19 protein-coding genes and 1 pseudogene are annotated in these 22990 nt (G+C 69.7%); 8 read left to right on the top strand and 12 right to left on the bottom strand.

Annotated features, from left to right (window positions below; all coding sequences use genetic code 11):
- A partial coding sequence (locus PLJ28_RS12110; RefSeq protein ID WP_324590173.1) for an IclR family transcriptional regulator occupies positions 1–552 on the top strand: 552 nt, incomplete at its 5' end.
- 295 nt (positions 553–847) lie between these two features.
- Here PLJ28_RS12110 and PLJ28_RS12105 read toward each other — a convergent pair.
- Entirely contained in the window at positions 848–1618 is a 771-nt protein-coding gene (locus PLJ28_RS12105; protein WP_183530098.1) for an N-carbamoylsarcosine amidohydrolase, read from the bottom strand.
- Positions 1619–1983: 365 nt separating this feature from the next.
- On the opposite strand from PLJ28_RS12105, the gene PLJ28_RS12100 reads away from it, so the two are divergent.
- A complete protein-coding gene (locus PLJ28_RS12100) occupies positions 1984–3360 on the top strand; it encodes an MFS transporter (RefSeq protein WP_183530096.1) in 1377 nt (458 codons plus the stop codon).
- An 83-nt stretch (positions 3361–3443) separates the two neighbouring features.
- On the opposite strand, the gene PLJ28_RS12095 is transcribed toward PLJ28_RS12100, so the two are convergent.
- Positions 3444–4232, bottom strand: coding sequence for an IclR family transcriptional regulator (locus tag PLJ28_RS12095; RefSeq protein ID WP_183530094.1), 789 nt, complete (start codon positions 4230–4232; stop codon positions 3444–3446).
- A 799-nt stretch (positions 4233–5031) separates the two neighbouring features.
- Between PLJ28_RS12095 and PLJ28_RS12090 the strand changes: the two genes are divergently transcribed.
- Both PLJ28_RS12090 and PLJ28_RS12085 read left to right on the top strand, forming a co-directional pair.
- Positions 5032–8898: a hydantoinase B/oxoprolinase family protein gene (locus PLJ28_RS12090; protein WP_298044023.1), complete on the top strand. Its 3867-nt coding sequence runs from the start codon at positions 5032–5034 to the stop codon at positions 8896–8898.
- A 166-nt stretch (positions 8899–9064) separates the two neighbouring features.
- Complete coding sequence (locus PLJ28_RS12085) at positions 9065–10432, top strand: MFS transporter (protein WP_183530090.1); 1368 nt, start codon at positions 9065–9067, stop codon at positions 10430–10432.
- Between the two features lie 170 nt (positions 10433–10602).
- Here PLJ28_RS12085 and PLJ28_RS12080 read toward each other — a convergent pair whose 3' ends face one another.
- Positions 10603–11262, bottom strand: coding sequence for a GntR family transcriptional regulator (locus PLJ28_RS12080; RefSeq protein WP_298044021.1), 660 nt, complete (start codon positions 11260–11262; stop codon positions 10603–10605).
- A gap of 109 nt (positions 11263–11371) precedes the next feature.
- On the bottom strand, positions 11372–11995 hold the full coding sequence (locus PLJ28_RS12075) for a DUF4126 domain-containing protein (protein ID WP_183530088.1): 624 nt from the start codon (positions 11993–11995) through the stop codon (positions 11372–11374).
- A gap of 168 nt (positions 11996–12163) precedes the next feature.
- Here PLJ28_RS12075 and PLJ28_RS12070 point away from each other — a divergent pair, with 168 nt between their 5' ends.
- From PLJ28_RS12070 to PLJ28_RS12060, 3 genes are read left to right on the top strand one after another with little or no spacing between them, the layout of a single operon-like run.
- The gene (locus PLJ28_RS12070; protein WP_010144967.1) at positions 12164–12664 is read left to right on the top strand and encodes a hypothetical protein; all 501 of its coding nucleotides are present in this window, start codon (positions 12164–12166) and stop codon (positions 12662–12664) included.
- Between the two features lies 1 nt (position 12665).
- Complete coding sequence (thiD, locus tag PLJ28_RS12065) at positions 12666–13511, top strand: bifunctional hydroxymethylpyrimidine kinase/phosphomethylpyrimidine kinase (protein ID WP_183530084.1); 846 nt, start codon at positions 12666–12668, stop codon at positions 13509–13511.
- 45 nt (positions 13512–13556) lie between these two features.
- A complete protein-coding gene (locus tag PLJ28_RS12060) occupies positions 13557–14294 on the top strand; it encodes a DsbA family oxidoreductase (protein ID WP_183530082.1) in 738 nt (245 codons plus the stop codon).
- A gap of 18 nt (positions 14295–14312) precedes the next feature.
- Here the strand turns inward: PLJ28_RS12060 and PLJ28_RS12055 are convergent, their stop codons facing one another.
- From PLJ28_RS12055 to PLJ28_RS12045, 3 genes are all read right to left on the bottom strand, one after another.
- Positions 14313–15557, bottom strand: coding sequence for an MFS transporter (locus tag PLJ28_RS12055; RefSeq protein ID WP_183530080.1), 1245 nt, complete (start codon positions 15555–15557; stop codon positions 14313–14315).
- A gap of 305 nt (positions 15558–15862) precedes the next feature.
- Positions 15863–17077 (bottom strand): sensor histidine kinase, encoded by a 1215-nt coding sequence (locus PLJ28_RS12050; RefSeq protein WP_298044018.1) that lies wholly within the window; start codon positions 17075–17077, stop codon positions 15863–15865.
- A gap of 6 nt (positions 17078–17083) precedes the next feature.
- Positions 17084–17305 (bottom strand): hypothetical protein, encoded by a 222-nt coding sequence (locus PLJ28_RS12045; RefSeq protein WP_183530076.1) that lies wholly within the window; start codon positions 17303–17305, stop codon positions 17084–17086.
- A 97-nt stretch (positions 17306–17402) separates the two neighbouring features.
- Between PLJ28_RS12045 and PLJ28_RS12040 the strand changes: the two genes are divergently transcribed.
- Positions 17403–18086, top strand: a complete 684-nt coding sequence (locus PLJ28_RS12040) for a response regulator (protein WP_183530074.1) — start codon at positions 17403–17405, stop codon at positions 18084–18086.
- Between the two features lie 111 nt (positions 18087–18197).
- On the opposite strand, the gene PLJ28_RS12035 is transcribed toward PLJ28_RS12040, so the two are convergent.
- From PLJ28_RS12035 to PLJ28_RS12015, 5 genes and pseudogenes are all read right to left on the bottom strand, one after another.
- Complete coding sequence (locus PLJ28_RS12035) at positions 18198–19478, bottom strand: Y-family DNA polymerase (protein WP_183530072.1); 1281 nt, start codon at positions 19476–19478, stop codon at positions 18198–18200.
- Positions 19479–19521: 43 nt separating this feature from the next.
- Entirely contained in the window at positions 19522–20022 is a 501-nt protein-coding gene (locus PLJ28_RS12030; protein WP_183530070.1) for a LexA family protein, read from the bottom strand.
- Positions 20023–20031: 9 nt separating this feature from the next.
- On the bottom strand, positions 20032–21204 hold the full coding sequence (locus PLJ28_RS12025) for a thermonuclease family protein (RefSeq protein ID WP_183530068.1): 1173 nt from the start codon (positions 21202–21204) through the stop codon (positions 20032–20034).
- An 82-nt stretch (positions 21205–21286) separates the two neighbouring features.
- The gene (gene gcvT, locus PLJ28_RS12020; RefSeq protein WP_298044015.1) at positions 21287–22486 is read right to left on the bottom strand and encodes a glycine cleavage system aminomethyltransferase GcvT; all 1200 of its coding nucleotides are present in this window, start codon (positions 22484–22486) and stop codon (positions 21287–21289) included.
- Positions 22487–22498: 12 nt separating this feature from the next.
- A pseudogene (locus tag PLJ28_RS12015) lies at positions 22499–22990 on the bottom strand (glycine dehydrogenase (aminomethyl-transferring)); the annotation flags it as partial.

The following is a 22990-nucleotide window of genomic DNA, read 5'->3' as shown; positions in this document are numbered from 1 at the left end:
CTGATCGCCGTCGCCGGCCCCCTGCTCGCCAACCTGGACGTCCGCCGGGTCGCCATGGAGGACCTGCAGACCCTGCGGGAGGTCACCGAGGAGACGGTGGCGCTGGCCATCTGGGACGGCTCCGCGGCCGTGACCGTCGAGCAGGTCCCCAGCCCCCAGAAGATCAAGCACACCTCGGCCATGGGAAGCCGCTACAGCACCGGCCTGAGCGCCAGCGTCCAGGTGCCCCTGGCCCACATGGACCCTGACCACGTTCGCCAGCTCCTGGACGACTGCCCCATCCGGCTCGACGGCCACATCACCCCGGACCAGTACCTGGAGCGCCTCGCGGACGTCCGCCGCAACGGGTACGCGGTGAACTACGGCGAGACCTCCGATGATGAGGTCGGCGTCGCGGCCCCCGTGTTCGACCACCGGGGCGAGGTCGTTGCCACCATCCTGGTGGCGGCCCCGCGCTACCGGGTCCCGGAATCCGCCCTGCCGCAGCTGACCCGGGCCTGCACCACTGCAGCCCGGCGTGTCTCGCAGCGCCTCGGGGCCCCCGTCAGCTGACATGCTCCCCGCCCGGGGGCATCACCCGCCGGACCATCGACCGGCACGACGCGCTCACCGGTCGACTCCGCGCAACCCGGAGGCGGTGCCGGCCCTGCACCGGAGGACACCCCGTGCAACCGGGTGCGCCCGCCACCGTGAGCGGAAGCCAGGGACCTTCCTACCCGGGGACCTTCGCGCCCGGCATCATCTTGCCCGGACACATGCGACAGTCCGGCACCCACTGAGGGGTACCGGACTGTCATCGGCGCGGCCCGGGAACGCCGGGCCGCAGGACTTCCACGGCGGGTGGGGCTCAGGCCGGGTCCGCGGGGGCCTCGACCTCGGGCTGGGGATCCGAGAGGGTCTTCGGGACCGTGTCCTCGAACTGCGGAAGCTTGTTCAGGTACTCCACCACCGAGTCCGTGGACTCCACGTCTCCGAACTTGTTGTCGATGTCGTAGAGGTTCCACTGCACCACGCCCGGGACCCGGTCGCCGATGGTCTCCCGGGGGATGATCGGGCGGAAACCCTTGGCGATCGCGTCCTCGACGGTGTGGCGCACGCACCCGGCGGCGGTCGCACCGGTGACGATCAGGGTGTCGATGCGGTTGGAGGTCAGGAAGAGCTCGAGGTTCGTCCCCGGGAACGCCGAGGCGCGGTTCTTCTCGATCACGACCTCGCCGTCCGCGGGTGCGATGCGGTCGTCGATCTGAGCCCAGTAGGAATCGGCCGGCAGGGTCTCCACGGGGATCTTCGAGTACCACAGGCCCATGTCGTTCGTGCCGGAGGTGGCGTCGCGGTTGCGGTACACGTTCGTGGTGTAGAAGACCGGGACCCCCTTGGCGCGGGCGGCCTCGTTGATCCGCTGGACATTGGGGATGATCTCCTCCATGCCCGGGCAGCTGAACGGGTGGCCCGGGCGGGTCCAGGCGTTCGCCAGGTCGATGTGGATCACGGCGGGACGGTTGCCGTAGCCGATCCGGCGCTTGAAGCCGCGGTCGTTGTAGATACTCGTGCCGGCCTCGAACGCCTCCTCCAGCACTGCTGCAAGACGGGCTTCGATGTCGTTGGACGTGATGGTCATGGTTCTCTCCAGTCTCACGGATGGTTGTTGCTAGACGAGCAACTGGGTTGCTGTGGTAGGTACTGTAACCCATGGATTGGTCCAGCACCAGAGGTCCGGGAAGGCAGTTTCTTCTTGGACCGACTGCTTCAAGAACGCAGGCCCGGGCACGCAGCTCACCTCGTCCTGCACGCCCTCGGCAATAGCGCCTCTCGCTGGACATCACCGTGAAACAGGACGGACACAGACCGCGATTAGCCTTCGACCATCCATTGCGCGTTGCAATGTTCGTAACTAGATTGCTCACCTAGCAACTCCTGGTGATCCAGATCACTCTCCGCGCACGGTGCGCGACCGGACCCACCTCCAGAGACAAGGACCCCGTCATGAGAGCCCCGAACGCCCCCACCCACGCCACCGACTCCGCAGCCGGGCCCCCGGACGCTCTCGAGAAGGTCAGCCCCGCGCACCTGCGCAAGGTCGTGAGCGCATCCTTCGCGGGCACGGTCGTCGAGTGGTTCGACTTCGCGATCTACGGCTATATGGCCACCCACATCGCGGCGACCTTCTTCAACTCCACCGACCCGGTGATCGGTCTGCTGGAGACCTTCGCGGTCTTCGCCGTGGCCTTCGCCCTACGCCCCCTCGGCGGGATCATCTTCGGCCGGCTGGGTGACAGGCTGGGCCGCAAGAAGATCCTCGTCCTGACCGTCCTGTTGATGTCCGGGTCCACGGCGGCCATCGGCCTCATCCCCGGCCAGGAGGCGATCGGCATCTGGGCCGCCGTCCTGCTCGCGGTGGCCCGCTGCGTCCAGGGCCTCTCCGCCGGCGGAGAGTACGCCGGCGCCACCATCTACGTGGTCGAGCACAGCCCGGACCGCCAGCGGAACCGTTATTCCAGCGCCATGTCCGCGGCCACCTTCGTGTCGTTCGCCCTCGCCGCGGGGCTGGGCGCACTGCTCAGCACCGTGCTCCCGCCCTCCGCGATGGGCGACTGGGGATGGAGGATCCTGTTCCTGCTGTCCATCCCGATGGGCCTGATCGCCTTCTACATCCGTTCCAAGCTTCACGAGTCCCCCGAGTTCCAGGCCATGGTGGAGGAATCGGCCCACCGCCCGACACCGACCCTCGGTCAGGTCATGCGCACGCAGTGGCCGCAGATGCTCAAGCTGGGCGGGTTCGTCATGCTGACCGCCCTGTCCTTCTACATCTTCTCCACCTACATGGCCACGTTCCTGACCCAGGTGGTCGGCCTGCCCCAGCACCTCGCCCTGCTCTCCAGCCTCATCTCCCTCCTCTTCGCCACGGCCCTGTCCCCGGTGATGGGCCGCGTCTCGGACCGGCTCGGACGCCGGCGCACCATGCAGCTGGCCGCAACGCTGCTCGTCGTCCTGACGATCCCGGCGTACATGCTGGCAGAGATGGGCACCCTCGGCAGTGCCGTGGCCAGCCAGTTGCTCATCGCGACCGGCGCCGTCACGGCCAACGTGGTGACCTCCGTGCTGATCTCGGAGATGTTCTCCACGGACGTGCGGTACACGGCGTCCGGGATGAGCTACAACATCACCTACGCCGTGTTCGGCGGCACCGCCCCCTACCTCGCCACGTGGCTGGTGGCGTCCACCGGCAACTCCCTCGCGCCCGCCATCTACGTCTCCATCGTGGCCGCCGTGTCCCTCATCGTGGTCTCGGCCTTCATCAGGGAGACCGCCGGGCGTCCCCTGCGTCGCTTCCATGACGACCCGGTGGCAACAGGCTCCTGACCACCGACCGCTCGAACCCGACGAGGCCGCCGCGCCGCAGGCCGGGACCTGCGACGCGGCGGCCTCTCACCGTCACGGGCCGGTCACCTGCTGCCCAGGCGCGCGGAGACCCGCTCGGCGGCCCGCAGCACGGCGTCCCGCAGGAGGGGCTGGCTCGCCTTGAACTGCACCCGCGACCGCGGTGCACTGGCGGTGATGCAACCGACGGCCTGGCCTCGGTAGTCCCGGATGGGCGCGGAGACGCCGTACTCCTCGAAGGTGGTCTCACCGTCATTGACGGCGAAGCCCTGGTCCCGGACGGTTCGCAGGTGCTCATGGGCCGGGTCGTCGAGCCCCCGGTAGCTGTCCCGCTGGATGATGCCACCCGAGAGCAGGCGGCCGACCTCCTCCGGCGGCAGTTCGGCCAGGAACACGCGGACGGACGAACTGGCGAACTTGTTGTAGCGCGTGCCGATCGAGGCGCTGTGCTTCACCTGGTGCGGACTGGCCGTCTGCTCGACCACGATCGCATTGGTGCCGTTCCAGACGGCGATCGCGGCGGTCTCGTCAGTGGCCTCGGTCATCTCCTCCAGGTGCGGCACCGCCGCCCTGCGCACGTCGAGCTCGGCCAGCAGCGGACCCGCCAGGCCGATCATCCCCAGGCCGAGACGGTAGCGCCCGGAGTCCTCATCGCGCTGGACATAACCGGATTCCGTCAGGCCGGCGAGCATCCGGGACACGGTGCTCTTGTGCAGTCCGACGAGTTCGGAGATCTCCGTGACCCCGAGCAGCGGACGCGGGGTCGCGGAGAAGGCCTCCAACACCGCCAGTCCATTCAACAGTGACGCGGCCGCACCCTGCGGCTTGTCGCCCTGTGACTGGGTTCCCGGCATGACTTTCCTCCCCGGGCGAGTGCACCATGCCTCCGCCGCCTGTCCGTGAACATGCTAGGCGATGCCATCGCGTCCCGACGTGGCCCAGAACGGACCCGGCGGATCCGGCACCGCGACCGACGCGGCGGCTGAATTCGCGCTGGCGGTACGTCTCGGCGCCGGCCTCGAAGACCCGTCCCAGCAGGGACTCGACATCAACGTCCGACTGCCCGCGCTTCACGGGCATGACCATGATGACACCTGGAGGCCAGGAGAGTCGCGAAGAGCCGGCATCGGGACGATCAACCGTGAGACGTTGCTGATTGATCAATATCGTTGCTCAAAAAGCAACTTAGATCTCTTGCCTCGAAGATCCCTGAGGGCTCAGCCGACCAGACCCTCCGCGCCCCGGCCCCGTCACGCCACGCGCCTCGACCCCCTGCCACCCCCGGGCATTCCGCGTCATGAACCGGAAACACGGACTTAATCCCCCAGGTCTTGCGGGCCGGTTGCTACGAGAGAAATCTTGGTGTCGTCACTGCAACAACAATCAGCCCGCACCGTCAGCTTCCTCCCGCGACCGCAGGACGACTCACGGTCCGTACCTCACCGAAAGCGAGATGCACTCAGCCATTGCACGTTGCTCTAGATGGAACTACATTGCTATCCAAGCAACGGCGAGTGATTCAGATCACAGCATGCTTCAGGGCAGGCCCGGGCCGTCAGGTCCGCTCACCGCCTGGGGTGGAGACCCACTCCACCTCTCGAACCCACCCTCCGCCCCCAACGAAGTCCCGAGCTCCTCTCGAAAGGACCCATCATGAAGCGCATCGGAGTAGACGTCGGCGGTACCTTCACCGACCTGTATTTCTCGGACGACGACCAGCGCATCGCTGTCGTCGAGAAGGTTCCATCGACCCCGCACGACCCGTCCGAGGCGGTCGTCTCCGGCATCACGTTGCTCTGCGAGAAGGCCGGGGTGTCGCTCGCGGAGATCGACCAGGTGGTGCACGGGACCACGGTGGCCACGAACACCGCCCTGACGCATACCGGTGCCGAGGTCGGGATGATCACGACCGAGGGCTTCCGGGACATCCTGCACATCGCCCGCCACAAGAAGCCGCACAACTTCTCCCTGCAGCAGGACCTGCCCTGGCAGACCAAGCCGCTGATCAAGCGCCGCCACCGGCTCACGGTCAAGGAGCGCGTCACCGCGCCCCATGGTGAGGTGCTGGTTCCCCTGGACGAGGACGAGGTCCGTGAGCGCGTCCGCGAGCTCAAGGCGGCCGGTGTCCAGGCCATCGCGGTGTGCCTGCTGCACTCCTACCTGAATCCGGTCCACGAGCGGCGTATCGGGGAGATCGTCAACGAGGAGTTCCCCGAGGCGTTCCTGTCCCTGTCGAGCGACATCGTGCCCCTGTACCGGGAGTACGAGCGGTTCTCCACCACCGCCCTCAACGCCTTCGTCGGCCCCCGGGTGTCCGCCTACCTGCACCGCCTGCACGATGAGGTCACCGCCCTGGGCTACCAGCGGGAGATCCTGCTGATGCAGTCCTCCGGCGGCATGGTGCCCATCCGCGAGGCGGCCAAGCGACCGGTCACGCTGATGATGTCCGGTCCGGTCGGTGGCCTGATCGGTGGCATGTGGTCCGCCAAGCAGTCCGGCTTCGACAACGTGGTCACCCTGGACATCGGTGGAACGTCCGCAGACATCGGCGTCGCGTACCAGGGTGAACTGCGCATGCGTCACCTGCTGGACACCAAGATCGGCGACCACCAGGCCATGGTGCCCATGGTGGACATCGACACCATCGGTGCCGGCGGCGGGTCCATCGCCTACGTCGACGCCGGCGGCGTCTTCCGCGTCGGTCCCCAGTCGGCCGGTGCGGTCCCGGGACCGGTCTGCTATGGCCGCGGCGGGACGGAACCGACGTCGACCGACGCACAGGTGCTGCTCGGCCGGATGCGCCCGGACCGCATGCTGGCCGGCTCCGGCCTGGACATGGACCTCGACGGTGCCCGCACCGCCATGGAGGGACTGGCCGAGAAGCTGGGCATGTCCGTGGAGGAGGCGGCCCTCGGCGCCCTGCAGATCCAGAAGTTCGGCATGACCCAGGCCATCGAGCAGAACTCCGTACGTCGCGGCTACGACCCGCGCGACTTCACCCTCGTCGCGGCCGGTGGTGCCGGTGCGCTGTTCGCCTGCGAGATCGCCGCCGAGCTCGAGGTGCCGAACGTGCTGGTCCCTGCCCACCCCGGCATCATCGCCGGCATCGGCCTGTTGGCCACCGACGAGCAGTACGAGTTCGTGGCCACCAACCGCTTCCGCTTCGCGGACGCCGATCCGGCGGCCATCCAGGCGTCCTTCGACCAGCTGGAGCGGGAGGCCAATGCCCAGCTGGACGCGGAGGGGGTCCCGGCCGAGCGGCGCCGGATCGACTGGCTGGCCGACGCCCGCTACGAGGGTCAGGGGTACGAGATCCGCTTCGACGTCCCCGAGGGCCCGGTGACCACCGCCTGGCTGGACCAGGCCGAGGCAGCCTTCCACGACGCCCACTTCGAGGAGTACGGTCACCGCTTCAAGGACGGCTCCGTGGAGGTCATCAACATCCGCGTGGAGGCCCGCGCCGTGATGGACGACCTGCCGACCCCGACCCCGACCCGCTCGGGCTCACTGGCCGATGCCCTCGTGGAGACCCGCCCGGTGACCTTCGACGTGGACGGTACGCCGACCACAGTGGACACCGGCTTCTACGACCGGGAGAAGATGGGCGTGGGAACCACCTTCGAGGGACCGGTCGTCATCGAGCAGTATGACTCGACGGTCGTGGTCCCCCCGGGCTTCACCGGGACGGTGGACGAGGCCGGCAACCTGGTCATCGCCTGCCCGGCCGGCACCGAGACGGCTGAGAAGCTGGCCACCCCGATCCTGATGCGCGTGATCGGCGGCGCCCTGAACTCCGCGGCCAAGGAGATGGCCTCGGTGCTGTTCCGCATGGCCTACTCCTCGATCATCCGCGAGTCCGAGGACCTCGGGGCGGGACTGTTCGACAAGGACGGCAACGTGCTGGCCGAATCCGATTCCACGCCGATGTTCATGGGCTCCATGCCCAAGATCGTCAAGGGCGTGATCTCGGTCCTGGGTGACGACATCCACGAGGGCGACGTCATCCTGCACAACGACCCCTACCTGGGAGCGACCCACTCCCCCGACGTGGCGATCATCGAACCGATCTTCCATGAGGGGGAGCTCGTGGGCTTCGCCGGGGCCTCGGGGCAGCTCATCGACAACGGCGGTGCGTTCTCCGGGTTGATGGTGGACATCCAGGACGTCCAGTCCGAGGGCACCATCTTCCGGGCCGTGAAGGTCTACGAGAAGGGTGTCCGCCAGGAGTCCCTGATCCGGCACATCCTCAACAACACCCGGACGCCCACCTCCAACGAGGGTGACTTCCAGGCGATGATCGCCGCGTGCGACCTGGCCAAGTCCCGTTACCTGGCCCTCGTGGACCGGTACGGCATCGGCGCCGTCCAGGACGCCGGCCAGAGCTGGATCGACTACTCCGAGCGGATGCTGCGCCAGGAGATCGCCAAGATCCCGGATGGCGTGTACGAGACGGAGGTCGGGTACCTGGACGACGACGGCCGCAACTACGGCAAGAAGCTGCCGATCGTCGTGAAGGTCATCGTGGAGGGTGACGAGATCACCTATGACCTCACCGGTTCCTCCGAACAGGTCCCCACGGCCTACAACTGCGCCTTCGAGGGCACGACGGTCTCGGCGTTCACGTTCATCACCCGCATGATGTTCCTGGACGAGGTCGCCTTCCCGGTGTTCGTGCCGCAGAACGAGGGAATGCTCAAGCCGCTGAAGGTGATCGCCCCGGAGGGCACCATCTTCAACCCGAAGTACCCCGCGGCCACGTTCTCCCGGTTCTCCCAGGTGCAGCGCGCCGTCGACCTGGCCCTGCGGGCCCTCGCCCCCGTCATCCCCGAACGCGTCACCGCCGGCAACTCGGCCCACATCCACTTCATGTCCTACTCCGGGTGGGACGAGAAGCAGGGCGAGTACTGGGTGTACCTCGAGGTCAACGAAGGCTCCTATGGCGCCCGCTCCACCAGTGACGGGCCGGACTCGGTGGACAACCTCATCGCCAACACCCGCAACAACCCGATCGAGGAGCTGGAGTGGCGGTTCCCGATGCGCACCGACCGCTATGAGCTGCGCGACGAACCGGCAGCCGCCGGCGAGTTCCGCGGTGGCATCGGCATCGTGCGGGAGAACACCTTCCTGACGGACACCGTGGTCACCTGCGAGGGTGAACGCCACGAGTCCGACGCCCCCTGGGGCGCCCAGGGCGGCCATGACGGCCTCAACGCCTCCCTGGTGAAGAACCCCGGCCGGGACGGTGAGGAGTCCTGGCCGTCCAAGGTCACCGGCTGGCAGCTGAAGGCCGGGGACTCCCTCCAGATCACCGTCCCCAGCGGCGGCGGTTTCGGGGATCCGCTCACGCGTGATCCGCTGAAGGTCCTCGAGGACGTGCTGGACGGTTTCACCACCGCCGAGGCCGCCACCCGGGACTACGGCGTGGTCCTCAAGGACGTCAACGGCCAGCTCACGGTCGACCTGACGGCCACCGCCGAGAGGCGGGAGCGGCAGGGCGCGCGCCTCAGCTCCGTCTCCTGACCTGACGCACCACCACGGAGGGGGCGGTCCAGGACCGGTCAGTCACGTACCGGTTCCGGATCGTCCCCTTCGTGCTCCCTGCCCTCGGAGTCGCCCCGACGGCAGCCCCCTCCCCACCCGCTGTCCCCTCACCCCTCCTGCTGTCCTCCTCCCCCAAGGAACCGTCATGACCACTACCCAGACCCTGCAGGCCGACTCCACCGACATCACCCCCAAGGACGTCCGGCTGGCCACGTGGATCTGCTTCTTCGCGTGGACCTTCGCCGTCTATGACTTCGTCCTCTTCGGAAACCTCCTGCCCCAGCTGGCCTCGGACCTCGGATGGACGGCTGCGCAGTCGACCGAGATCAACACCTGGGTCACCGCCGGCACGGCGCTGGTGGCCTTCGCGATCGGCCCGATCGTGGACCGGATCGGCCGGCGCAAGGGCATCCTCATCGCGGTTGCCGGCGCCGCCGTGGCCTCCCTGCTGACCGCGACGGTCGGCTGGGTCGCGGGAATCACCGCGGGACTGGGCATCGTCTTCCTGGTCCTCGTCCGTTCGCTCGCCGGCCTCGGCTACGCGGAGCAGGCCATCAACGCGGCCTACCTCAACGAGATGTTCGCCCACAGCCACAGCGACCCGGCCAAGGCCCGCCGCCGCGGCCTCATCTACTCGCTGGTCCAGTCCGGCTGGCCGATCGGCTCCGTGCTCGCGGCCGGGTCCGTCTACCTGTTGTTCCCGGTCGGCGGTTGGGAGCTCTGCTTCATCGTCGCCGCCGTCCCCTCGGTGTTCATCATCATCGCCGGGCGCTGGCTCAAGGAGAGCCCGCAGTTCGCCCGTCGGCACCGGATCGACCAGCTCCTCAAGTCCGGGGAGGAGACGGAGGCGCAGCGCCTGGGCGTGAAGTACGGCATCGACATCACCGCCCAGGACAGTCCCCTCGTATCGGTCTTCCGGGGTGAGTCCCTGCGGTCCACCCTGTCGATCGGCGGCGCCTTCCTCCTGAACTGGCTGGGCGTCCTGGCCTTCTCGATCCTGGGCACCTCGCTGCTGACGGCACCCGACGGCAAGGACATCGCCTTCGACAACGCGCTGCTGATCCTGATCATCTCCAATGCCACGGCCTTCGCCGGGTACCTGTTCCACGGGTGGCTGGGGGACCGGATCGGCCGCCGCAACGCGATCGGATTCGGCTGGATCCTCTGCGCCGTCTCGTTCTTCATCATGATCCAGGCACCGAGCGGGAGCTTCGCGCTCATCGTGGCGTTCTACAGCGCCGGGCTGTTCTTCCTGATCGGTCCCTTCTCGGCCCTGCTGTTCTTCACCGGCGAGAGCTACCCCGTGCACACCCGCGCCACCGGCAGCTCGATCATCAACGCGGCCGGCCAGGTCGGCGCGATCATCGGCGGCCTGCTGATCACCGCCACCCTCGCGGCCGGCAGCGGCTGGATCAATGCGGCCCTGTGGTGGGGCATCCTCCCCATCCTGGCCTCGGGACTGCTGATCTTCACGGCCCGGAACGTCGATCCCCGGACGGTCCGCACGGACTGACCCCCCGGCCATGCCACCACCCACGGCAGCCGCCCGGTGACGATGCCCGGGTCCGCACGGACCCGACAGTGGGCACGTCGTCGGGCGGCTGCCGTCCTGTGCGACCGGCCGGGTCACCATCGCCCTCCGCGATCTCGCGCGTCTCACCTGCGGACGGGGAGGGGGCCCGCTCAGTCCCGGGTGGACTCGACGATCGCCTCGGACACCGAGGCCAGGTGATCCCGCATCGCCCGCGCGGCGCCCTCCGGGTCCCGGGCACAGACGGCCTCGATGATGGCCAGGTGTTCGGGCAGGGACTGCTGGGACCGGCCGGGCCGGGCGGAGAGGCGGTACTGGAAGCGCACGGCCTGGGCCCGCAGCCGGTCGATGGTCGCCGCGGCCGTCCGCTGGCCGGACACCCGGATGAGCATGCCGTGCAGGTCGGTGTTGCCGCGCGCGTAGGCCGACTGGTCATGGTCCCGGACGGCCGCCTCCATGGCCCGCCCGATGGCCCGCAGCTCCTCGGCCTGGTCGTCGGTGATCCGCTCGGCGGCCCGCGCGGCGCACAGCGCCTCGAGGGCGGCGCGCACCTCCACGATCTCGAGGGCCTCCTCCAGGGGGACCGAGCGTACCCGGGCGCCGCGGTTCTGGATCCGCTCCACGAGCCCCTCGACCGTCAACTCACCCAGCGCCGTGCGGACGTGCCCGCGGCTGGCACCGTAGGCCTCGGCCAGATCGGCCTCGACGAGCCGCTGGTTGGGGACCAGTTCCCCGGCGGAGATGGCCTCCCGGATCCGGGCGGCCACGTCCGCCGCGGTCACCGTCGTGCCCGTCCTGGTTCCGGTCGCCACTGATGCCTCCCCACTCGTCGGCCGCGATGGCCTGGATTGTCACCAATTTTGTCACACGTCCGGCGCGAGCGCTCCCCGGGGACGGAGCGCACCGGGGTCACCCAGCCGGTCAGACGGCGAAGTACCGGTCCTCGCGGCTCATCAGGCGGTCCCGGTGACGACGGCGGAGGACCCACCGGCCGAGCAGCCACAGCCCCACCACGATCAGCACCAGCAGGATCCCCACGGACACCGGCAGGAGCACCGCCGTCAGGGCCAGAAGGATGGACGCGGTGTCCTCAGCGGTGGACAGCACCGGGGCGGCGGCCCCGGCGGTGGCGGTGTTCGCGCCGGCGCGGGTGGTGGCCTTGAACAGGTGCACGAGCAGGGCCAGCCCCGCACCGACCACCACCGGGATCCACGCCTCACCGGCGAACAGTGCACCGGGGTCCTGGACGGTGACCGTCTCCGTCCCGACCCCGGAGGCGAAGGTGATGCCGCCGGCGGCAGGCCGGATGACGGTCTGCACGGCGTCGTTGACGCTGTCCAGCACCGGGATCTTGTCCGCCACCACCTCCAGGACGAGCAGCGCCGCGAGGATCCACAGGGTGGCGTCGTGGGAGAGCCACTGCCAGGCGGTCGGCAGCTCCACCAGGGACGTGAAGCGGTCCAGCAGGCCCAGCACGAGCATGGGGATGTACGCGTTGAGGCCGGCGGCCGTGGCCAGTCCGGACCCGGTCAAGATCTCGAGCATGACTGCCCTCCGGTCGGTGCGTGGCGCGGCCGGTTCGGCCGCAACTCCAGTACAACGCCGCGCGGGCCGCAGAACTTCCCGGCCGGCGTCGTCGTCTGAGGCCACGGACCGGCCCCGACGGTAGACTGGCACGGCCCGCGCGCCCCCTGCCAGTTCTGGAGCCACCCCATGACGACCCCCATCCCGGTCAAGCCGAGCCGACGTCGGCGGAGCACGGTCCCCGCCGGGTCCCGCCCGCGCCTGAGGATGTCCCTGTACGGGTTCCTGGTCGCCTGGCTGGTCCCGAACCTGCTGATGGCCGCCATCGTGCTGGTCCTCAGCCTCGTCCCGGCCCTGCAGGCCTATGGCTCCCTGACCCCGCTGCTGAGCATCGTGGGGCTGGCGGGCATGGTCATCGGCCTGCCGCTGTGCCTGCTGGTCAACTGGCTGTTCCGGTTCAAGCTCAACCAGTGGATCCACGTGCTGGGCTACGCCCTGGTGGGCATGCTCTACGGCCTGGCCGTGCTGTTCTCCGGGGTCGGCGGCCTCGTGCCCATGCTCATCCCGGTGGTCGGGTTCCCGGCGGCCGTCCTGATGGCCCTGGGCCGCGCCCTGGCCCGTCCCCTGGTCACCGTGGTCCGCCCCGGGGACGACGCCGGCCAGGCACCTGGCCCCGGGAACGGGGATTAACATGGTGCGCATGCCCACGACAGACCCGTACGACGTGCACAGCCCCGCTCTCGCCCTGACGATCGCCGGATCGGAGGCCACCGGTGGCGCCGGCGCCCAGGCCGACCTCAAGACCTTCCAGGAGCTCGGCGCCTTCGGCATGGTGGCCCTGACCTGCATCGTGGCGTTCGACCCCCAGGATGACTGGAACCATCGGTTCGTTCCCGTGGATCCCGACGTCATCGCGCACCAGCTCGAGGCGATCCAGGCCGATTACGCCGGACAGTTGAAGACCACCAAGCTCGGCATGATGGGGTCCCCGGCCACCATCTCGACCGTGGCCACCGCCCTGAGGACCCAGGACTGGGACCACGTGGTCCTCGACCCGGTCCTGATCTGCAAGGGCCAGGAGCCGGGCCACGCCCTGGACACCGACCAGGCCCTCAAGGCAGAGCTGCTGCCCCTGGCCACCTTCACCACGCCCAACCACTTCGAGTCCGAGCAGCTCTCCGGGATGACGATCGAGTCCCTGGGTGACCTGAAGGACGCCGCGAAGCGGATCCACGAGGTCTCCGGCGCCGCCGTGCTGGCCAAGGGCGGGGTCCGGTTGTCCGGACCCGACGCCGTGGACGTCTACTACGACGGCGAGACCCTCGAGGTGCTGTCAGCCCCCAAGATCGGTGAGCACGCGGTGTCCGGCGCCGGCTGCTCGCTGGCGGCAGCCGTGACCGCGGAGCTCGCCAAGGGTGCCGCTCCCCTGGACGCCGCCCGCCGCGCCAAGGAGTTCGTCACCGAGGGCATCCGCCAGCGCGTCGCCGGAAACACCCCCTTCGCCGCCCTCTGGCAGGGTGGCCTGCGGCAGTCCTGACGGCCTGGGGAATAGTGCGCCGCTGATCCTGGGTTGTGCCTGGTTGTGAAGATCGAGATTTTTTCTGACGTCGGGTGCCCCTGGTGCTTCATCGGCAAGCGCCGGTTCGAGAGGGCGCTGGAGTCCTTCGAGCACCGGGACCAGGTCGAGGTGGAGTGGAAGAGCTATCAGCTGGATCCCTCCCTGCCCGAGCATGACCACCGCAGCGAGGTGGACTACCTGGTCCAGGCCAAGGGCATGCCGCGCGAGCAGGTGACCCGCATGCTCGCGCACGTCACCGAGCAGGCACGCGGTGAGGGCCTGGAGTACGACTTCGACAACCTCGTGGTCGCGAACTCGTGGAAGGCCCATCGCGTCATCCAGCGTGCCAAGGCGGAGGGGCTGCGGACCGCGGAGGCGCTGGAGGAACAGCTGTTCCGGGCCCACTTCGAGCAGGGCCTCGACATCGGCGAAGAGCAGGTGCTGGCCCGGCTGGGCACTGCCGCGGGACTGACGCAGGCCCAGGTGCACGAGGCCCTGACCGAGGACCGGTGGGAGACCGCCGTGGCAGAGGACGTGGCCACGGCCCGTGCCCTGGGAGTCACCGGCGTCCCGTTCTTCGTTCTCGGCCGCACCTACGGCATCTCCGGGGCCCAGCCGACCGAGTTGTTCGCCCAGGCCCTGCAGCAGGCCTGGTCTGAGTTCCAGCCGCTGCGGATGGTGCAGCCCGTGACCGCCGGGACGGGCGAAGCCGCCGGTGCCGGTCTCGACGGCCAGGCCTGCGGCCCGGAGGGCTGCGCCTGATCCCGCGCCGGGGTGGTGTCAGCCGTGGTGGCGGAAGTCCAGCCCCAGTTGCCGTTCGGACAGGAAGCGCGCGGCCAGCAGGACCCCGAGCAGGGTCGCCGCACCGGTCATGATCCACGAGTAGTGCCAGCTCCCGGCCGCCGTGGCGATGGCAGCGAGGATGATCGGGCCGACGAAGTTCGCCCCGTTGTAGATCTGGACCATCAGGCCCACGACCGCAGCGGGTGACCCGTCGGGCGGAGCGATGTCCACGGCGATCCGGTTCAGCGAGGCAGGGATCAGGGCACCGACCCCGGAGAACAGCGCGACGGCCACGATCTGGACGGCAAGCCCGCCGCGCACGCCGCTCCAGTCCGGGGCGAAGGTGATCACGGAGGTCACCCCCATCGTGATGAGGCCGATGAGGATCAGTCGCCGCATCGGTATCCCGCGCTGGTGCAGGCGGCCGGTCACGATGTTGCCGACGCCGTTCAGGCCGCCGACGATGGCGGTGACGATGCCGGGCCACAGTCCCCCGACGCCGGCCTCGTCGAAGATGGTGGGCAGGAAGCCGATCACCGAACCCCATTGCAGGGTGTAGCAGGCGAACACGAGGCCGGCGATCCAGGGCGTGGAGGTCTTCACGGTGGCCAGCACCCGACGCGCGGCCAGTCGCACGTTGGCCCCACGCCCCGCCGGCGGCGGGGCGACGAACACCAGCAGCAGGGGAATCGTCGCGGCCGTGATCACGGCCATGGTGACCCACCAGGCCTGCCAGCTCACCGCGGTCAGCAGCAGGGTGGAGGTCAGGACCGCCAGGAACGTGGCGATGCCCTGGAAGGCCGCCCACCAGCCCAAGGCGATGTTCGCCCGGGCGGGGTGCGCCGTGAGGCGGATCAGCGGCGGCGCGACCACCGTGGCCATCAGGAAGCCCACGCCCTCGAGCGCGCGCGTGGCCATCAGGAACCCGGTGGAGTCCGCGAAGGCCCCGGCCAGGGAGCCGACCGTCAGCAGCGCCATGCCGATCAGCAGCGTCCGCCGCAGTCCGATCACCTCGGAGAACAGGGAGACGCCCAGGCCCAGCAGCATGGAGCCGACCTGGACGATGCCCAGGAGCACCCCGGATTCGACCAGGGTCATGCCCAGGTCCTGCTGGATGTAGGACAGCGCCTCCGGCAGCTTCCAGATGTGCATGGCCGCTGCCACGCCGGCGATGACGATCGGGACCCACGAGGAGTGAGCGCGCACCGGATGTCCGGCGGAGGCGCCAGATACGGCGTTCATTCCAGCCACTTTAACGCTGGGCCGCGATCGGCCGACGTCATACTCGGTCCGTCGGGCTCGGCAGACGTGCTGGTCAGCACCGAAGCGGGTGCGGAAGATGGGCGTTAAACACCTGAGAGGCGGTGGCATGGCCACCGCCTCTCAGCGGATTATAGGTTGGTGGGCCCGTATCCCCCCGGGCTGATTCCACCGTCCTGATCCGTGTGCACCGTCTCATGGGGCCCCTTTAGGTTATAGGCGAGCCCTAAGCCACCACCATTAGACCTTTGGCTAGACTTTCGGCGTCTTATGTGACCCACATCACATTAGGCGGCGGCCTCCTGCAGGGGCACCTCAGCCCTGACCCGCCACCAGCTACCGTCCCGCTGTGAACTCATGGTCCCGCCGAAGGCATCGACCCGGTCGCGCATCCCGATCAGGCCACTGCCGGAGGAGTTCCAGCCTGCCCGGGCCGGCGCGCCTCGGACGGGAAGCGTGTTGTCCACGGCGAGTTCCAGCCGGTCGTCGTTGACGCGGATGCAGATCCTGCATTGGCCCCCCTCGGCCGCATGCTTGGCCACGTTCGTCACCGCCTCCTGCAGGACGCGGTACAGGGCCGTCTGCACGCTCCGTGGGATGTCCTGGTCGAGCCCTTCCGTCTCCACGTGGGTCTCGATCCCGAGACCCTCGAGCATGCGACCGAACTTCACGGCGCCGTACTCGAGGTCCAGGGCGGCCGCTCCCTCGCCGAGTTCGATCTGTGCGGCCTCCTGATCTCCGGCGACGAGGCCCTCCGCCTGGAGCAGGGACAGCATGCGGCGGAGGTCGGCCAGTGCTTCCGTGGCCGAATGCCCCACCACGTCCACGGCGTGGCGCGCGGCCTCATCCGTGCCGGCGTACTGTGCAGCACGGGTCTGCATCGAGATGATCGTGAGGTTGTGCGCCACGATGTCGTGCAGGTCCCGGGCCAGGGACTTGCGCTCCTCCTGGGCGGCCCGCGCCGCGCGCCTGGTGGCCTCCGCCACGCGCGCCTGGTCTTGGAGCCGGCGATCCAGGAGGAAACCGACGAAGTTCCCGACACCCCATCCCAGGGCGACGAAGATCAAGGCGACCCACACCACGGGTCCGAAGGTCGTTGTGGTGAAGGGAATGAGCAATGTCCAGGCCACGGACACGGCAAGGGCCACCAGGCTGAAGGACTTCTGGGCCGTGGCCGCCACGGCGCCGAGAAGCAGCGGAACCACCAGGGACGTCATCCAGAAGGCATCCAGGAGATGGCTGGCCACCAGCGCCGGGATGAGCGCGGCGAACGCGAACGTGGTCCGCGTCCAGAGAACGTAGATGGCCAGACAGTTCAGCAGGATGACCAGCGTTTGCGGGGCATCCAACGTCCCGGACCCCGTGATCGCATTCGCGAAGTCGGAGGCGAACGAAACCGTCGCGAAGAGCGAGGCCAGCACGAGCATGGCCCGGTTCAGGGGCCGGGCAGACCAAAAGTCGGCCGGCCCCACGGTGGGGCCAGCCGACTCATCAGCGGTCATGGTTGCCTAGCAGGCGCCGAACCAGCACCAGAAGACCCGCGATCCGGCGCCGAAGCCCATGGTGGACAGCTCTCCATCGGACTTGTAGGTGGGATCGACCTGGAGCTCGTGGGTGGGGGGCAGCACGACAGCTTCAGAGGTAGAGGTCTCCACGGCAGCGGCCGGGGAGACGACGAGGGCGGACGAGACGAGCACAGCGGCCATCGAGGCCATGAGAGGACGTTTCATGTCTCCATTATCAGGGTCTGACAAGCGCTTTACCAGCATGTGGCACAAATTACAGGCTCTTCAAAGGTCGGGGGTGAAGGAAGGCTACGCTTGGGCCATGCCCGACCGCAATATCGCAGTGCTCATCGTGGACGACCAGCCGCTCATGAGCGGTGCCCTGAAACTGCTCGTCGAGAACGCCCCCAACATGCACTGCGTGGGTGTCGCCGCCAACGGCGTCGAGGCCCTGGAGGCCTGTCAGGCCACCCACCCGGACGTGGTCCTCATGGACATGCAGATGCCCGTCATGGGGGGCGTGGAGGCCACCGCGCGCATCTCGGCGGAGTTCCCGGAGACCAGCGTGCTGGCCATCACCACGTTCACCTCGGAGCCGTACCTCGTGCCCGCGCTGCGTGCCGGCGCCGGCGGGTACCTGCTCAAGGACGCCGCGCCGGAGACGATCGTCAGCGCCATCCGCAGCGTGCACCGGGGCGAGTCGGTCCTCTCCCCCGCCGTGACGCGCAAGCTGCTGTCCTCCATCGAGGACGACCGCCCCTCCCTCAGCAACGGCGCGAAGCCGGGGGACCCGGACGGTTCCGAGCTGACCCCGCGGGAACTGGACGTGCTGCGGATGCTGGCGCGCGGCCGGTCGAACACCGAGATCGCGGACGAACTGCACATCTCCGAGTCGACCGTCAAGGCGAACCTCACCAAGATCCTGGACAAGCTCGAGGTGCGCGACCGCGTGCAGGCGATCATCCGGGCCGCACAGTTGGGCCTGGTCACGCTGTCCCTCGACTGACCAGCGACTCCCCGTCCGATCCCGCTTCCGTCCCTGGCCCCGGTTCCCCGCTGGGTCCCGGCCCGCCACCTGGCCCCGGTTTCCCGTGGCGGCCCCTGGGCCGGCCAGCGCTCAGGCCCTGACCACCGGCAGGTCCGAGAACCGGGTGGTGTACTGCGGCGAGGCGAACTCGCGCCGCATCGTCCACGATCCCTGCTCGCTCAGCCCACCCTGGCCCAGGCCGATCGACGTCCCGCCGAACCGGCCGCGCACCCGCTCCAGCACCGCCTCGAGGTGCCGGTCCGGTTCCTGGTCGCCGAAGCCCGCGAGCATCTCCTGCGCCGTCCCGGCCGGCTCCAGCCCGGTCAGCATCACACCGGCCCGGGTGTACGGCACGCCCTCAGTGAGCACGGAGCGCATCGCGCGCACGGCCGAGCGGGTGATGGTGACCGGGTCCGCCGTGGCCCGGGACAGGGCCACGGCCCGGGAGACCGACCCGTCCGGCCCGGTGAACCTCGAGGTCCCGGCCGTCACGGTGACCATCCGGGCCTGCTGGCCCTGCATGGCCAGCCGGGCGGCGGCCCGCTGCGCATAGACGTTCATGACATCGTCCATCTCGTCCGCGGCGGTGACCGGCCGGGAGAACGAGCGGGAGAAGATGACCTGGGTCGGACCGGCGTGCTCGTCCACGTCCGGAACGCTCGGCGTCCCGTTCAGTTCCAGCACCGTCCGTTCCAGCACCACGGAGAACCGCGACCGGATCCAGGCCGGGTCCGAGGCCCTCAGCTCCGCGATCGTGCGAATGCCCAGCCGGTCCAGTCTCTCGCCCGTCTTCCGGCCCACGCCCCAGACCTCGGTCGCCGGCAGCCCGGACATCAGCGCCTCCACCGCCCGGGGCCGCGCGGACACGGAGAACACCCCGCCGATCCGCTCGTCGTCCGGGTTGTTCTTGGCCACGTGGTTGGCGAATTTCGCCAGCGTCTTCGTGGGCGCGATGCCCACGCACACCGGCAACCCGAGGTTCCGCTGCACGGCCGCGCGGATGCGCCGCCCGGTCTCCAGCACCTGTTCCGGCGTACCGGTCAGGCCGAGGAAGCACTCATCGATGGAGTACACCTGCTGCCACGTCCCCCACCGGCCCAGCAGTTCCATCACCCGCGCGGACATGTCCCCGTACAACTCGTAGTTCGACGACCGGGCCACCAGGCCCCAGGCGGAGGCCTGCGGGGCGAGCTGGAACCAGGGCGTCCCGGTCCTCAGCCCCAGGGCCTTGGCCTCCGGGGAGCGCGCCACCACGCAGCCGTCGTTGTTGGACAGCACCACCACGGGACGCCCCTCGAGCCGCGGGTCGAAGGCCCGCTCGCAGGAGACGTAGAAGTTGTTGACGTCCACCAGCGCCATGGCCTGGGTCATCGCCGGCCTCCGTCCCGTTCCGCCCGGAACCGGTGTGCGGCCCTCACAACCGGTGCAGGCAATACGTCGCCACGCCCCAGACCCGCAGGCCCTCGGGACCGGCGGCCGGCAGCACGACCGGGGCGGCGCCGTCGTCGGACTCCAGGATCACGGTTCCCGGGCCCGCAGCCGACCGTGTGTGCGAGCCGAGCGCCGCGGGAGGGGCATCCACCGCGAGTCCCGGGACGGTGCCATCGAACACCATCCGGCGCACCACCAGCTCACCGTCGAGGACCGCCACGACCACCGACCCGTGGCGCGGGGTGGCGGCCCGGTCCACCACCAGCTCGTCGCCATCGCGGATCCCGGAGGCGGCCATCGCGTTGCCGGCCACCCTCATCAGGAAGGTGGACGTGCGGTCGCGGACCAGTTCACGGTTCAGGTCGATGCCGCCATCGAGGTAATCGCGGGCCGGGGACGGGAAACCGTGGGCGCGCGGCGCCTGCTGTGCGGCGGATCCCGATGCCGGCCCGCGGCCGGATGCCCCCGGCTGCGGGATGGACATGGCCGGGCCTCAGTCCTCGCGTGCGGGGCCGGACGATTCCTCGTCGTCGTCCGCCGAGGGGCGGGACGAGGAGGGAGAGGAGCTCGGCTTCGACGGGCTCGGTGATGCCGATGCACTCGTGGAGGGCGTGGGGCTGGAGCTCTCCTCCGCCTTGCGGCGGGCCTCTTCCTCGGCCCGGCGCCGTTCATCCTCCCGCGCGTCCTCGCGGGCGGCCTCCTGACGGGCCGCCTCCTGACGGGCGAGCTCGGCCTGGCGAGCGGCCTCCTGGCGGGCGAGCTCGGCCTGGCGAGCGGCCTCGGCCTGGCGGGCGAGCTCGGCCTGGCGGGCCTCCTCCCGCTGGCGCGCGGCCTCCTCGCGCTCACGGGTCAGCAGGACGCCGCGGGTGGTCTGGAGGGACGCCAGCTCGGTCTGCGCCTGGGTCAGGGCCTCATCCAGCCGTTGCCGCAACCGGGGCACGTCCTCCCCCCAGGCGAGCGAGGAGAGGGAGGTCCCCTCGGGGTCGATCGTGGCGAACACCTTCTCCGCGGTGACGCCCTGCTCCACGGCGGCCGCAACCGCCTCGATCTGCTCGTCGGCCTCCGCGGCCGAGGACGGCCCGCCCTCCGGCAGCCCGCGCAGCACGTCGACCACGGGCGCGACCCTGCCGGGCAGGGTGCAGTCCACGGACGGAGAGTACAGGCCGGCCTCGTCGGTACGGGCCGTCTCCTGCGCCTCCTGCAGGTCGGCCCCGAGCTGTCCCATCGGCTGCTCGCGCACCGGGACGGCCAGTCCGGCCTCGACCTGGACGACGTTGATCACCTGGCCGCCGGAGCGTGCCAGCACGAACCGGGTGTCCCCGGGACCGTCCACGTACTGCACCTGGATGGAGTCACCGGACTCCAGCATCCCGGACAGGTTCGCCGTCGACTCCTCGGCCAGGCAGTTGTCCAGGGTGGTCTTCTTGCCCTCGGGAGCGCTCAGCGGCGCCTGCACTCCGGCCAGGGTCACGGTCTCCTCGGTGCCGTCCATGTTCACCACGATGGTGTGGCCGTCCACGACGCGCACCACGTTCCCGTAGGACTGGGCGGTGCGGACTCCCTTGACTGCACTGAGGACGGCCAGCGTCAGCAGCAGGGCCGCGAGCAGCACGAACGCGATGATCCCCAGGACGGAGATCCGCCCGGCGGTTCGCTGTTGAGTCATGGTCTTCCTGCGGTGATGGGAGGGCCGGGACGGGGGCCCGCTGGCTCAGCGAAGTCTAGCAAGCGGGACCCCCACCCCAGGCTCAGTCCTGCCGACGGTAGAACGGCAGCTCCACCACGGTGAACGGCTCGGCCTTGCCGCGCAGGTCAACGGCCACTTCGGTACCCGGCTCCCGGTGCGTCACGTCCACCCGCGCCAGCGCGATCGGGTAACCCAGCGTCGGGCTGGGGATCCCGGAGGTGACCTCGCCGATCCGGTTGCCGTCGCCGTCGAGCACGGCGTAACCGGCCCGGGCCGCGCGGCGGCCGGCCGCCCGCAGCGCCACGATCGCCTGGCCGGAGGTCGTGCCGGTGCCGGCCTCGCGCGCGGCGAGCAGGGCGTCACGGCCCACGAAGTCCGTCTCCTTGGACTTCAGCGGCACGGCCATCCCGGCACCGGACTCCGAGGGCAGGTGCCCCAGGTCCAGTTCATTGCCGTACAGCGGCATGCCGGCCTCCAGCCGGAGCGAGTCCCGGCTGGCCAGGCCGCACGGCAGCACCTCCACGCCGGCCTCGGCGCCCGCCGCGGACAGGGCGTGCCACACGGCCGTCGCCGCCGCGGACAGCTCGTCCCGGTCGGCCACCGGGCCGATGATCAGCTCGAAGCCGTCCTCGCCCGTGTACCCGGTGCGTGCCAGCAGCACGGGCACCTCACCGGTGCCGGTGCGCACGGTCACGGTCCGCGCCGCGTAGTACTTCAGCTCCGGCAGGGCCGCGGCCTCATCCTCCGGCAGCACCAGGGACAGGACGCGGGCCGCCTCGGGACCCTGGATGGCCACCAGGGCCGTCTGCGCCGACTCGTTGCGGACGGTGGCCTCGAAGCCGACGGAGCGCTCGGTCAGCGCGGCCGCCACGGAGGAGGCGTTGCCGGCGTTGGGCACCACCAGGTACTCACGCGCCGAGTCGTCCTGGCCGTCGTCCAGCCGGTAGACGATCAGGTCGTCCAGGATGGTGCCGGCCTCGGTGCAGATCAGCGAGTACTTGGCCCGCCCCGGTGCCACGTTGGAGACGCGCGCGGTCAGGGCGTAGTCCAGGGCCTCGGCGGCCTGCGGGCCGGTGACCCGGACCTCACCCATGTGGGAGAGGTCGAACAGCCCTGCCGCCTTGCGCACGGCGTGGTGCTCGGAGAGCTCCGAGCCGTACTTCAGCGGCATCTGCCAGCCTCCGAAGTCGGTGAACGTGGCCCCGGCCTCGGCGTGGACGGCGTGCAACGGGGTGGTGCGGAGGTCTTGGTTCGGTGACATGACGGTCTCCTGTCAGTGGGAAACGGAGGACGAGGACTCGACGGCGTCGGCCACGGCGGTGGGGTTCGCCGCCTCCTTGGCCTCGTCGGCGACGGGCTCGAAGGACTCGACCGGCGGGCAGGAGCAGAACAGGTTGCGGTCACCCCACGCCCCGTCGATCCGGCCGACCGGGGCGAAGTACTTGTCGACCCGCAGGCTCTCCACCGGGTAGGCGGCCCGCGAACGGGGGTACTCCCGGTCCCACTCGTCAGCGGTGAGCACCGAGGCGGTGTGGGGGGCGTTGCGCAGGACGGACGCGTTCAGCGTCTCCGGCGTGGTGGCCTCCATCTCGGCATGGATGCTGATCATCGCGTCGATGAACCGCTCGATCTCGGCCAGGTCCTCGGACTCGGTGGGCTCGACCATGAGGGTCCCCGCCACCGGGAAGGCCAGCGTGGGGGCGTGGAAGCCGTAGTCGATCAGGCGCTTGCAGACGTCCTCGGCGGTCACCCCGGTGCGGGCGGT

The organism is Citricoccus sp. (assembly GCF_035445025.1).
GTDB lineage: Bacteria > Actinomycetota > Actinomycetes > Actinomycetales > Micrococcaceae > Citricoccus.
Note: the sequence above shows the minus strand (reverse complement) of the source record. Positions and strands in the feature narration are given on the sequence as shown.